The organism is Staphylococcus sp. Z5-21 (genome assembly GCF_056529615.1).
On sequence record NZ_CP096462.1, the window covers coordinates 2020167 to 2032403 of the forward strand.

The 12237-nt window shown below is 30.1% G+C and carries 9 protein-coding genes, 1 other RNA gene and 10 pseudogenes; 5 read left to right on the top strand and 15 right to left on the bottom strand.

Annotated elements, in window-relative coordinates; all coding sequences use genetic code 11:
• Window positions 1-141: 141 nt before the first annotated feature.
• The 5 genes and pseudogenes from M1D64_RS10100 to M1D64_RS10120 form a co-directional block, all read right to left on the bottom strand.
• The gene (locus M1D64_RS10100) at window positions 142-840 is read right to left on the bottom strand and encodes a DUF4396 domain-containing protein (protein WP_228481163.1); all 699 of its coding nucleotides are present in this window, start codon (window positions 838-840) and stop codon (window positions 142-144) included.
• A 202-nt stretch (window positions 841-1042) separates the two neighbouring features.
• Window positions 1043-1366 carry a DMT family transporter gene (locus M1D64_RS10105; protein WP_069821837.1) on the bottom strand — a complete coding sequence of 108 codons (324 nt, stop codon included), beginning with the start codon at window positions 1364-1366 and terminating at the stop codon, window positions 1043-1045.
• Between the two features lie 290 nt (window positions 1367-1656).
• A pseudogene (locus tag M1D64_RS10110) lies at window positions 1657-2052 on the bottom strand (CHAP domain-containing protein); the annotation flags it as partial.
• 433 nt (window positions 2053-2485) lie between these two features.
• A pseudogene (locus tag M1D64_RS10115) lies at window positions 2486-2858 on the bottom strand (VOC family protein).
• 255 nt (window positions 2859-3113) lie between these two features.
• Window positions 3114-3581 (bottom strand): annotated as a pseudogene (locus tag M1D64_RS10120) (PepSY domain-containing protein).
• 398 nt (window positions 3582-3979) lie between these two features.
• Here M1D64_RS10120 and M1D64_RS10125 point away from each other — a divergent pair.
• Window positions 3980-4300, top strand: a pseudogene (locus M1D64_RS10125) (hypothetical protein).
• A gap of 358 nt (window positions 4301-4658) precedes the next feature.
• A pseudogene (locus M1D64_RS10130) lies at window positions 4659-5013 on the top strand (DoxX family protein).
• Between the two features lie 457 nt (window positions 5014-5470).
• Here the strand turns inward: M1D64_RS10130 and M1D64_RS10135 are convergent.
• Window positions 5471-5707, bottom strand: a pseudogene (locus M1D64_RS10135) (histidine phosphatase family protein); the annotation flags it as partial.
• A 113-nt stretch (window positions 5708-5820) separates the two neighbouring features.
• Here M1D64_RS10135 and M1D64_RS10140 point away from each other — a divergent pair.
• Window positions 5821-6564, top strand: a complete 744-nt coding sequence (locus M1D64_RS10140) for a hypothetical protein (RefSeq protein ID WP_142758819.1) — start codon at window positions 5821-5823, stop codon at window positions 6562-6564.
• A gap of 73 nt (window positions 6565-6637) precedes the next feature.
• Here the strand turns inward: M1D64_RS10140 and hxlB are convergent.
• The 5 genes and pseudogenes from hxlB to M1D64_RS10165 all read right to left on the bottom strand — a co-directional run bounded on the left by hxlB (window position 6638) and on the right by M1D64_RS10165 (window position 8739).
• Window positions 6638-7182: pseudogene (gene hxlB, locus M1D64_RS10145) on the bottom strand (6-phospho-3-hexuloisomerase).
• 2 nt (window positions 7183-7184) lie between these two features.
• Window positions 7185-7489 (bottom strand): annotated as a pseudogene (locus M1D64_RS10150) (beta/alpha barrel domain-containing protein); the annotation flags it as partial.
• Between the two features lie 105 nt (window positions 7490-7594).
• Window positions 7595-8244: pseudogene (locus tag M1D64_RS10155) on the bottom strand (alcohol dehydrogenase catalytic domain-containing protein); the annotation flags it as partial.
• Window positions 8245-8412: 168 nt separating this feature from the next.
• Window positions 8413-8538, bottom strand: a pseudogene (locus tag M1D64_RS10160) (YolD-like family protein); the annotation flags it as partial.
• 9 nt (window positions 8539-8547) lie between these two features.
• Window positions 8548-8739 (bottom strand): hypothetical protein, encoded by a 192-nt coding sequence (locus M1D64_RS10165; protein ID WP_002455580.1) that lies wholly within the window; start codon window positions 8737-8739, stop codon window positions 8548-8550.
• Window positions 8740-8858: 119 nt separating this feature from the next.
• Between M1D64_RS10165 and M1D64_RS10170 the strand changes: the two genes are divergently transcribed.
• The gene (locus tag M1D64_RS10170) at window positions 8859-9038 is read left to right on the top strand and encodes a hypothetical protein (RefSeq protein WP_041079670.1); all 180 of its coding nucleotides are present in this window, start codon (window positions 8859-8861) and stop codon (window positions 9036-9038) included.
• A gap of 117 nt (window positions 9039-9155) precedes the next feature.
• Here M1D64_RS10170 and M1D64_RS10175 read toward each other — a convergent pair whose 3' ends face one another.
• Entirely contained in the window at window positions 9156-9680 is a 525-nt protein-coding gene (locus M1D64_RS10175; RefSeq protein WP_041079671.1) for a hypothetical protein, read from the bottom strand.
• A 494-nt stretch (window positions 9681-10174) separates the two neighbouring features.
• Here M1D64_RS10175 and M1D64_RS10180 point away from each other — a divergent pair, with 494 nt between their 5' ends.
• The gene (locus M1D64_RS10180) at window positions 10175-10576 is read left to right on the top strand and encodes a hypothetical protein (RefSeq protein WP_041079672.1); all 402 of its coding nucleotides are present in this window, start codon (window positions 10175-10177) and stop codon (window positions 10574-10576) included.
• Here the strand turns inward: M1D64_RS10180 and M1D64_RS10185 are convergent.
• The 3 genes from M1D64_RS10185 to smpB all read right to left on the bottom strand — a co-directional run bounded on the left by M1D64_RS10185 (window position 10552) and on the right by smpB (window position 12232).
• Entirely contained in the window at window positions 10552-10836 is a 285-nt protein-coding gene (locus M1D64_RS10185) for a hypothetical protein (RefSeq protein WP_313649114.1), read from the bottom strand. The two genes, M1D64_RS10180 and M1D64_RS10185, sit on opposite strands and share 25 nt — an antisense overlap.
• Window positions 10837-11300: 464 nt before the next feature.
• Window positions 11301-11661, bottom strand: a transfer-messenger RNA (tmRNA) gene (gene ssrA / locus M1D64_RS10190).
• A 106-nt stretch (window positions 11662-11767) separates the two neighbouring features.
• Window positions 11768-12232: an SsrA-binding protein SmpB gene (gene smpB, locus M1D64_RS10195; RefSeq protein ID WP_011303579.1), complete on the bottom strand. Its 465-nt coding sequence runs from the start codon at window positions 12230-12232 to the stop codon at window positions 11768-11770.
• Window positions 12233-12237 lie beyond the last annotated feature (5 nt).

The following is a 12237-nucleotide window of genomic DNA, read 5'->3' on the forward strand; positions in this document are numbered from 1 at the left end:
ATATCGATAAATAATGAGTCATACTTAAAACATGAATAAGATAAAATATTTTCTACCTTTCATATTTAACAGCTTCATTTCTTTGCGTTAACTTCTCATTTCTTTTTTGCAACTACACTTAAATTTTTAATAAGATAAAATTTACATTGCATGTTTTATACCCTTTTTAACTAAATACCAATTGATTGGATAACTTGTCATAAATCCGATTAACATCGCAATTTGCATTAAGAACCAATATTCAACATGATTAGGCTGCATGTAAGTTGGACTAACAAAGAGATGCATAATAATCATAAAACCAAACATACCGATTTCAAAAGCAATTAACGATAGCGTATCGGCTTTGATTGCGTCTACTAAATCTCTACCTGGATGGTCATGTTTAATTTCCATGTGGAAGTATTGGAACATTAAACCGAAGATATAGGCTAATATAAATTCGATAATAAACTCTGTCACCATTTGATTATTAAAAAACAATAACCCCGTAAAGAAAACAACAGGCGCACCAATTAAGTCCCCAAATGAGCAACCAGCACTACAGTGTGTTGTAGAAACAACGACACTTTTCCAAAATGGCTTATTACTATGATGTTCATGATGATGCATCGTGTCATGGTGATGATCATGCTGGTTTGACATGTGATCAACTTCTTTTTCTTTGCCTAAACGATAATAAGCGATTAATCCTAAAATCGGAAAGTACAAGCCGGTTAATGGCCACACAATATTCATAATCATCATTTGACGTTGTGGATTTTTAAATATATCTAATAGTATAATTAAAAATTGTAATATTCCTACTATAATAAATATTAAAGATATCGTCACAAACATATTAAGACCTCCTAAGATTTTATATTCAAAGGTTAAAATTTCGAACTCATATTCACGGTCAGGAATAATACTATTCATACTACCCTAAAGCTTTTATTAAATTCATTATCCTATATTTTATGTATTTCAAATAAAAAACAGCGATCCTCGTTATGATTACTGTTTTAATAAAAATTAATGTCTATGTTTTATGTAATAAAACTTACTTTGTAGTGCCAACAGTATTAAGTAGCACAATACCTAACGTAATAAAAATCATTGAAATTAAACCTATCATATTGAGTGTTTCTTTAAAAATAACTACTGATAAAATCGTACTCAATACCAAGCCTAAACCTGCCCAAGTCGCATAGCTAATACTCAAAGGCAAATACTTCATAGCTAAACTAAAGAAGTAAAAACATATAATAAAAGAAATGATTGCGGTAATACTTGGAAACAGCTTACTAAACCCAACTGATGATTTAAGTGAAACTGTACCCGTAATTTCAGTGATAATTGCGATTAATAAGTATAAGTAAGGCATAAGACTCCTTTCAAAAAGACCAATTTGTCATCATATTTTCTTTAGTCATTATTGTATTATATCGAAAATACCTTATTAATTAAAATCGCCAACTCATAAGTAAGTTATTATATCGTTAGCACATTTAAAAATAGTGAAATTTAACGACACAATGCGATCTTTATTTTAAATTTCCTTCGACCTCAATTTAAACTTATAGTTGAGATGATTATTGCCAATGCAGACGCTTTTAAATATCTTTTTTCACACAAAAAAAACACATCTATCATTAGATGTGTCATTTCAATAATTTATTGACTATATTCAGGTCTAATAAATATCATTTCTGGTTCATAATCATGAGTGACTTTATGGGCTACTTCCGTTTTATCCATGCCGCCGCCTTCCCAATTTTGATCTAAGGATTGAAATTGAGTGTAATTACCGTCGTAATTCCCATTAGTCACAATTGCAGTGTGCCCTGCACCATTACCATATGCGTCATTAAATACAACGATATCACCCGCAGTTGCTTTAAAATCTTCAGTGTTTTCATAAACTTGCGCTTCACCGATAAAATTATTTTCTTCAGGAATATCTTTAGCATAATCACCTTTTAGGCCATGACCGTATAAATAGTCCCACTGCTCATTGACTAAATCAAAACACTGCCAACCATAAGCATCATCATAATCCCAGCCTTGACCATTAAGAGATTCAACATGTTGTATTGCTTCATCCTGTGTATACTGCGTTGCTGCTGAAACACTATTGACATGACTATTAAAAATGACGCCTAACGTCATTAACAATATAAATATAAAACTTTTAACTATATAACGAAACATATAAATTCCTTTCATCAACTTTATAAGACATTCATTTTATTTTTCACTAAAATGAATATGATAAACCATCAAATTAAAACTTATCTTAAATTCAAATCACAAACAATCACTTAATATATGTAAAAGTAGTTTACCAAGCACATAAAAACAGACCGAAACGTCAATATACGTCTCAGTCTACAACATTTTATGCCCTTTAGATTATTGAAAATAACAATGGTTATTTACTAAATAACCCCTTTTTAAAAACATCTTAATTTGATACAGTTCGACTTCTACTTATTTTCCGCAATTAATCACTAACCGCAAAATAATTTCCCTGCCCATCTTGGAAGTTAAAGACACGTACGCATGACATTTCAATAATTTCATGACCAGTTAAGCCTTTTTCCTTTAATTTCTCGTACAACGCATCGAAATCTTTCTCCTTGAACATTAATGATGGTGTACCAAGGTTCACTTCTGGACTATATTGATTCATAAATTCTTTTTCAATAATTGAAAGAGACGTTTCGACAGATGTATTAGGTGCAACTTCAATAGCTTTAAATCCCCTCTGCCAACTCTTCTTCTGAAATTACTACAAATCCCATTGTATCTACCCAAAATTCTACCGCTTTTGTTTGATCATCGACATATAGCATTACTTGGGTTAATTTTTCCATTTATGTAATTCTCCTTTAATTTTCTATTAACCTTATACCCATAATGTTGTGACATAGAAACATTAGTTTTTTAGCGTAGACCCTTTCATAAAATTGAACTTATAAATATTAACATGTTTAATTTTCTATATTTTAGCAGACACATTTATGTAACCTAAACAACAAATATTCAAATCAATAAGATACAACTTAGATTAAGTACATAAAAACACCCACCTGTTTATACAGGTGGGCTTAGTAACTTATTAATCCTGCTCATTTTTTCAATACTTTTCCACTTTTAGCATCAATCGTTATTTTATGTTTAGTATTTCCTTTTTCTAAATCCATATCACAAACTAATTTACCATCATCCTCAGATAATGACCATTCTCTGATATCTCCATCAAATTCTTTTTGACCGTTTTTGATTGCCTTTTTATTCTTATCCGAAATAATAACCTCTGATTCTGTACCTGTCTTTTGTTATTCTATTTTATAAACCCATTCACCATTACTTTTTTCATATGAAATACCTTTTAAATTTTGTTCACTATATACCTCTTGTGCTTTTGTCACAACTTCTTTAGGACTCGTTTTAATTTTATCCAAAGCAATGACTTGTTTGTTATCACCTTTACCGTTTGAGCTTTCAGATTCTTTACTGTTATCAGAAGATCCATTACCACAAGCGGTTAATAAGAATGCAGATTCCGTTACATTTGCTATCGTTTTAAACTTCATAAAATATTACTTCCTTGTTTAATTAAAATTAATATTTTCCTCAAAGACTATAAACAAAACAATTTTCATTATATTTTATATGTAACTTTAGTATCCAACGTACTTATATCATTGCTATATAACTTTGCATAGTTAAAATATTAAAAATAAAAGTATATTACATGTATATGAATACAGTTTTAATTACTAGACAACTTAAACATTTACTCAATTCATTATATCTATACATAGCTTTTGTTATCAATTTTTCATTTTATGTATACTACAATTAGTTTAGGTTTTGACAAATTTGATAGATAAAGTATTGTTGTAAGTACAGATCAGAGCTAATTGATCCAAGTGTGGTGAATAAAGAAACAAGTGATGCTTCTGAATTAACAGAAAAGGAAGTGAAAATGATGTATCTAGTTTTAGCTATATTTACTTTTATTAGTGCTAGCGTGAGTTTAGGCTACGCATTGCAATCTTCAATCTCATCTAGGAATATAAATGCTTATTATGCGTTTACAAGAAGCTTTCCGATATAGTTACTGTCTATTTTGACATTAATTATCTATAACCATACATTCTTATTAACAATATCCATATTAATGATAACTATTCAATTTTTAGATAGTATCATTGGCTTGATTAATAATGATAAACTTAAATTCTATGGTCCATTGTTAACCTCAATAATAAATTTGTTATTATTAATTTTATTTATAATCATCAATTAAACTTCAAGGACATTTAACGATGTCCTTTTTATTTTTAGACATAACTTTTTGTTTCTTTTAGAACTGTAATACTTGCATTCTTTACCTACTTTTATATTTTTTATATGATCTATTTCTTGTTTATAAATAGTTTATCCACTATTTTAATATGACTGGTTGCATTAAAAATTTTATATCTTATTTGGTTCTATAAAATAAGTTATTTTCTTCTATATTGGAAACACTATCTTTTATATTTTTATCGTATTTTCACTTTAAACCAAACAAAAATGATAGCGCTAGATATTTGATACATGTTATATATAACAAACTAAAGGGAAATGAATTACCTAAATATTTATTGAAAGGTGGTGAAATAATGAAGTTTGGAATCTTACTCATAAGATTAATGTTAGGGATTGTTTTTATGGTACACGGCGGCCAAAAAGTCTTAGGTGGCTTCAGAACCTATGGCTATGATGGAAGGTCTTGGTTTCCCTGCGTTCTTTGGCATTGTCTTAGGACTGTTTGAACTTATTGGAGGTATCTTATTATTCTTTGGTATTCTAACTAATTATATTGCTAGTGGTTTTATAATTATTATGCTAGGTGCTTTATTTACCGTTCATTTAAAAGAAGGTTATATGGCATCTGAATTTGTATTAACTTTATTAGTTATGAGTATCAGTATGATAGTTTCATATAATTGGAAAAAATTCGTTCAGTTCTATTAATTATAATTAGTATATGTAACTGATTTTACTTTAAAAGCCCGCCTATTCATCTAGGTGGGCTTTTGCGTACTCGTATTTTTTCAAATGTAATGTTTATTTAAAATAAATTCACCTATTTAATTCGCAACCAAAAGTTTGGTTCAAAATGAAAAAAAAATTTATTGTTCTACAAAAAATAACCACCCATGGTTGGGTGGCTATGTCTGAGAATAGTCTGAATATACACCCTAGGGCGTATATTAGACCTACTCTATCCGACTACACCCTAGGGTGTACCAGACAATAGTACAATATAACTTAGTTGATGTAAACCTAAAAACGATTTTGTGAGATAGAGATTACATTAGCAATTAAACAAATATCAATATGTTTCCAAATTATTTATAAATGAATCGAAATTTCTAATTTTTCAACTCAAACTCAATAGCAATAAAATGCAAATGAAATTCATATCTTATTATAATTTTATCTTTTCAACTGATTTATTACTCACGTTGTAAATCAATACATCTGGCATATTAAGACTTTTAAATGCTTTATAACCAAATTGATGCTTTGTTAATTCATTAAGCAGGACCGAGATAGATGTACCATGTCCAGAAATGATAATATTTCCATTAGTTTCAACAATAATCTTATTATATGCTGCGAGAACTCTAAAACGAACATCATTTAAAGATTCTCCATCAGATAATTTAAAATCAAAGTCATTCTATTGCATCAGTAATGATTATTATTAGTTTAATTATAGCTCAAGTACTTTTACCTGTTTTTACTGCAAACATAAAAGAAAATAAAGTTATAGGATTGAATTTTATAGAAACTCGAATTCTTATATTAGAACGTACTATTGATTATCTAAGAAATCAATCGACACCAAGAACATCATATAAATATGGTAGTGTTATAAAAAGTTATCATGATCGTATAAAGTTCATGAAATATTCGAAACAAAACACAGAAAATCCAGAAGAATTAAATCGTCTTCGTCATATTGCTTTTGAAACAGAAATGGATACACTTAATCAATTGATTAAGGATAACAAATTATCACAAAATGAATTTGATGATTACTGTACTTATACAGATCATAGACAAAGGTATCATCATGCTCCATTATTTAAAAGAATGTTGATGCGGTTTAAATTAGCGACAGTGCGTAAGCAGTTTACAGACCAGTCAAAAAATAAACGAAATTTAAATAAAGGAGAAATCTCGGAAAAAACAGCAAATATAATGAGAATAATTTATTATAATATCGCTAAACGTTTGTCTAATGAGATGACAAATGATAATGAATTGGAAGTCATGCAAGTTTGTGATAGTTATTTAATGCGAAATGATAGTTTAACATTAGCAAATTCCAATTTAATTAATTATAAAGATCATAACCATGTAATTGTATATCGCATTAAATTAACTGCATTGAACGAACAAAGAAATGTTCTTAATCAACTTATTGAGTCAGGAGAAGTAAGTGAAAATATAGCTCTTCAAGTTAGTAAATCTATAAATTATGATGAAATGATGGTTTTAGATAAATTAATATAAACTTTAGAGTTACATAGCGTGTGATATACTATAACAAAAAGTTCAATATATTATTTCACTATCCAAAAAAATTTTATTCTAAGTTGGCATGATTTTGTTGTATCGTAGTTTCATCAATGTCATCTTCAGACATTAATCATAAAACCACACTATCTAAAAACATTAGAGAAGATTATTCAAACAAGCTTCCAAGTGGCTGCATTGAACCTTCTACGTCATGTTTTGTTCCTGCAGGTAGAATTACCGATAAGTCGGATAGTTGACCAATTTTTGAATCTGATTTCGTAGTAATAAGCGCTACTTGCGCGCCGATTGAATTTGCTTTTTCTGCAAGTAAACGCAGATGCTCAGTTGAACCTGATCTCGAAAGAATAATAAATCATTACTGCTAATAGATGGTGTTGTAGTTTCTCCTACAACGTAGGACAGTTTACCTAATGGGTTTAATCGCATAGCAAAACTATTAGCAATAAATCCAGAACGGCCTTTATCAGCAACAAAAACACGAGGCGCTTGTGTTACTGATTCTTCAAAAGATTGGTAATCATTGTCTTCAAGGTGTGAAAATGTGCTTTCTAACTCCTTAACAGTAAGATCAAAATTATTAAATTCTGTCATAATTATCTACCTTCAATAGCATCTCTACATTGTTTTCTGGTGCTTTTGGATCATCAGTATTAGCAATACCTCCGATCACAATAACTAAATCTGGATTTTAAGAAACTATACTTTCGATAGTATCGAGTTTGATACCACCAGCCACCGCTACCTTAGAATTTTTAATTACAGATTTAACATTGCGTAAGTTCTCTAATGGTGATTGTCCTTGTGCTTGTAAATTATAATCGGTGTGTACTGCAATATAATCAGCACCCATTTCGTCTAATTCTTTTGCACGTTTTTCTATATCTTGAACAGCAATCACAAACAAGATGTTAACCAGCAAGAAAGTTGCGAACAGTTATTACAATTACCCAAACCAAAAGTAAAAGAAATTAAGAATCTTCCTGTAGCAATGACGATTAGACAAAAGAGATTCAATGGCAATTACACGTTCAGCTCCTTGTAATTTGGCAAATTTTTGTGCCATTAGTCCGATTGGACCGCAACCAAGTACAATTACAGTATCGCCAAATTTAACATCTGCGTGTTCGACACTCCAATAAGCAGTTGGAACTACATCAGATAAAAATAATACTTGTTCGTCTTTCAAATCACTATCTGGAACCTTGAAGGATGAAAAGTCAGCAAATGGAACTCTTAAATACTTTGCTTGGCTGCCCAGTGGTTTCCATGCATAGCATTGCCAAAACCGAAGAGTCCACCATTATTCATTTTCCAACTTGCCGGTGATGGATTAGAATTATCACACTGAGACTCCATTTCATTATTACAATAGAAACAATCGCCACAACCTATGTTAAAAGGTATAACTACTCTATCTCCCTTTTTTAAGGTTTTAACCTCTTTTCCTACTTCTTCTACAATTCCCATTGGCTCATGTCCAATAACAAAATCAGGATCCATAAATAAATCACCTTGATGGTAAAGATGTAAATCAGAACCACATATACCTGAAGCTGTTATTTTTATAATTGCATCCGTTGATTCTTCTATTATTGGATCATGTACTTCACGCACTTCCATATTTTTATGACCTTGATAAGTAACTGCTTTCATTTAAATCACCTTAGTATTACAATGTAAACTCAAAAGAGTAAATTGATTTATTATTCTTTTGAGAGAAAATATAAGTTTATGTATTAAATATAAATATACATAATGTACATATAAATTATGTGAATTTATTGGATATAATAGCTTTTTTAAAAAGATAGTATATATAACAAAGGGTTGCCACTTAACAATTCCACGTCCTTTGGGTATACATGGATTAAGGTATTCTCTAGGTATTTCTCGATAGTCACTTGTGTATTTATATTCATCTGGTCCATTTGGATTTATTACTTTCATATAATCACCTCAAAAAAATGGAATCGTTTTACTAGCTTTTATAATATCTTTTGTGAAGAAAAATTGTTTACCTTCTCCTGTGTATGCAGGATTTAAAATCATATTCGCTTTGGCATTGTACAACCACTCTGGATTAATACCAGAATTTAATATTTCTTGAAATTCTTGAAAGTTTTTATTCCAATCTAAATTTGGAATCATATAATCACCTCATAAATATTTTAGAACATTTGTTCGTATAAATCAACTTAATATCTATTTTTCTTATAACCAATTATAATTAATCGTTAGATAAAATCAGACAATCTAGGAGAATACATATGGATTATAAAAAAGAAATTGAAAAAATGGGTTGGAATACAAAAGAAGTAACTAATCGAGTCGAAAGTTTAATAGAAGAAAAAGTAATAGATATAAAAGAAGAAGTAACCGAGGATCTATCAGTCGTTGTTGAAAAAGAAAATAATAATCCAATACTCAACGAGTTTTTAAATAAATAAAAAAAACAGCCTATCTAATCAGATAGGCTAATTTATTACAGTTTGTTAAGCGTTCCACGTCGCTTGATAGTTAAATACCCCAATTTTCTTATTGGAAACAAATCATAGCTATAAAAGTTATATAAATTGTAGTTCATATATCTCTTTATATTCATAAGTATTAAAACTATCAATATGACCTTTTAATAATATTTCTTGTTTCTTTCTACTCACATTGTGATAATATGTAAGCCTAATATTCATATCTGATTCGTAACCGTTATTTTGAATAGTATCATCCAATTCATCAAATACAGTTTTATTAATAGGTAACATATAGCTTTCTTTGCTAGGTAACATATTTATATATTTCTTTTGAATTACGTTATCTTTACCTAACATAACTTCAACAGTTATGTTTTTAGCAGCTCCTCCACCAAGGTTATATAACTTTAAATAATCTTCGTGTTCTTCAGAATTTGAAGTCGTATTTCTTAAATTCAAATTTTTATTTTCATCTTTTTCTAAAAGGATTTGATTAAACCCTAGAGCTGGTATAAAACTAATTTTCATTTGATAAAGTTGAACTGATACCGATACAAAATAAAATAACGCCATAATAAAAGTTCCTAGTGATCCAATTGCTGAAATAATATTTATCATATTAAATCTCCTTTTTTAATTTTTAGGAGACAGTAGTAGGGGTTTAATCATAACATTTAATTTGATATTTTTGTAGATTTTTTAACATTTCGTACTACCTACGTATAAAATCATCAAATAACCACCCAGTGACATGTGTGGGTGGTGGATATAAAAAGATATTTGAGAAAAGGCTAGCGATTCATATGTAAATACATTATACCATAAAAAAATAGGGCGAGCACATAAGTGCCTGTGCTCTAATGATTTTATATTAATTTTTACTTCCCCTCTATAATACTCCATAAAATAATAGATCTAGGAATTGCTGCAAAAATTCTTTTTTTTGATTGGATTTTAAACAAACATATATTTGTGCATTTTAATATCCCAATCGTTTTTTTAATAAATAAACATTACATTTAAGAATAAAAAATACAACATTTAGGAATTATAACATTTTATTTTTAGAGTATTATGATAAATTATTTATAAAAATATTTGGAGGGATTTACTTGGATGAAATTTTAGAAGATATTAAAAAAAGTGCTTGGAACTTTATTACACTGATTATTTCAGTCTTTTTATTTTTTACTTTGAAATCTACTGTTGATTCATTTGTTTCTCAATATGGTGCAAAAGTAAAAGTTAAAAATTTATTTGTTGACGGTTATCTTAGTGGAACTTTAAGCATCTTAGGTCTTATTTTTATTACTTTAGTATTACTATGTGCCACTATTTTTTTCTCATATTTGATATTAAAGGGCGATTTTTCACTTACGGCGATTTTTCAAATATTAATTTCTATTGGTTTTATCATTGCAACATTATCTTTAAGCTCTGTACCATTTATTGGTACTTTGATTATGCTAATAATAATCACTATATTCATTTACTTCATAATTAATGAAAGATAGTAACTTAAAAAGGGCTTTAAAATAGCCCTTTTTTCATTCCAACTTATCCAACAACACATTAAACATCTGCCTAACTCGTTGTGCCTCACATCAAATATACTTCCTATCTTTTCATAACTAACGCCTTTACAAAGTAGTAGGAACAAACAAAACTCTTTATCCGTCCCTACTCTTTCTACTATAGTTTCTAATTCATTGAAAAATATCGCATCTTCAAAATTGTTATTATCTAACACGTTATTTACTGGTTGATCACTCACATTAAAGAAGTCATCTATACCAACATCTTCATCTATCGTTATTCTCTATTGTCTTGTGGTAGTTTAATATAAACTCTTTTACAGTTGCTTTATCATACTTCATACATATTCTACTGCCTTTGCAACACGTTTTAATATAACCTCTCTAGCATGTCTTAATGTTAACTCACTCACACCTATTACATCAGCAATCACTTCATCTGTATACTTCTTATCATCCCACCACGTGAGCTTTATAATCTGTTGTATTTTAACTTCACTCTCTTTTTGACGCTGTTTAGTGCGTTCTACACACTAATGATGATGCACTTTATATAAATCTACCTGTAACTTATCAATCGTCTTAATTGCCCTCTTACGTCCAAATTATACATATATATCATAAATTTTCACTGATCTTAAAATAGTTGTTATTTGTGTACCCAAAAATAAAAAGCCCTCAACCACAAGGATTGAGAGCTATATAGTGGAGACGGCGGGATTCGAACCCGCGTCCAGAGGTTCTGATACTAGCACTTCTACGTGCGTAGTCTATCAATGAGTTTCGCATAATGGGAGGTGATAGACATCCGTCATTATGCTAGTTTGATTCATCTCTTCTAGGCAGACTTCAAACGGCAGTGCCTAGCGTATCCTACTAAAGGTTGAATCGCGTTAACAGCACATAGGAGATGCTGTTAGGCGATGCAGAGTGCTATTACGCAGCTACTGCGAAATTATTGTTTTCTTTGCCAGTTATTATAACTGTGTGTGTTAGTGACGGAGACAGCCCTCCGACACGCTTAACTAGCTCATGGAACCCCTGTCGAATCCAAAAACGCCCCCTGAATAATATTAAATGTACTTTCTGGTAGGCTGTATCTGTTACAGCGCTTTTTCAGAAAGCACATATTATATTACCAAAGATTCATATCTTTGGCAATATATCCGCTTAATAACGGGCTTTCATCTCTCTAGCTACATCACGTTGTACTGCTTTTTCTTTTAATGCTTGACGTTTATCGTATTTTTTCTTACCACGTGCAACGCCAAGTAAGACCTTACAGTGCCCATGTTTGAGATAGAGTTTCAAAGGTACGATAGAGTAGCCAACTTCACGTGTACGCTCACCTAACTTCGCTATTTCACGTTTGTGTAGTAAGAGCTTACGTGAACGTCGTGGATCATGGTTGAATCTGTTACCTTCTTCATACGGCGCAATGTGCATATTGTTTAGAAACATCTCGCCACGATTCACTTGCGCATAACTATCTTTAAGGTTTGCACTACCACGACGAATTGACTTGATTTCTGTTCCTTGTAACACAATGCCCGCTTCAATCGTATCTTCTATATTATAATCATGTCTGGCTTTACGATTTTCTGCTAGTGTTCCTGGTGATTTTTTCTTTGGCATTGAGT

Excerpts from the sequence above, each read along its gene's own strand:
- M1D64_RS10170 (WP_041079670.1), top strand. The coding sequence starts at position 8,859 with ATGGATTATAAAAAAGAAATTGAAAAAATGGGTTGGAATACAAAAGAA.
- M1D64_RS10175 (WP_041079671.1), bottom strand. The coding sequence starts at position 9,680 with ATGATAAATATTATTTCAGCAATTGGATCACTAGGAACTTTTATTATG.
- M1D64_RS10165 (WP_002455580.1), bottom strand. The coding sequence starts at position 8,739 with ATGATTCCAAATTTAGATTGGAATAAAAACTTTCAAGAATTTCAAGAA.
- M1D64_RS10105 (WP_069821837.1), bottom strand. The coding sequence starts at position 1,366 with ATGCCTTACTTATACTTATTAATCGCAATTATCACTGAAATTACGGGT.
- smpB (WP_011303579.1), bottom strand. The coding sequence starts at position 12,232 with ATGCCAAAGAAAAAATCACCAGGAACACTAGCAGAAAATCGTAAAGCC.
- M1D64_RS10100 (WP_228481163.1), bottom strand. The coding sequence starts at position 840 with ATGTTTGTGACGATATCTTTAATATTTATTATAGTAGGAATATTACAA.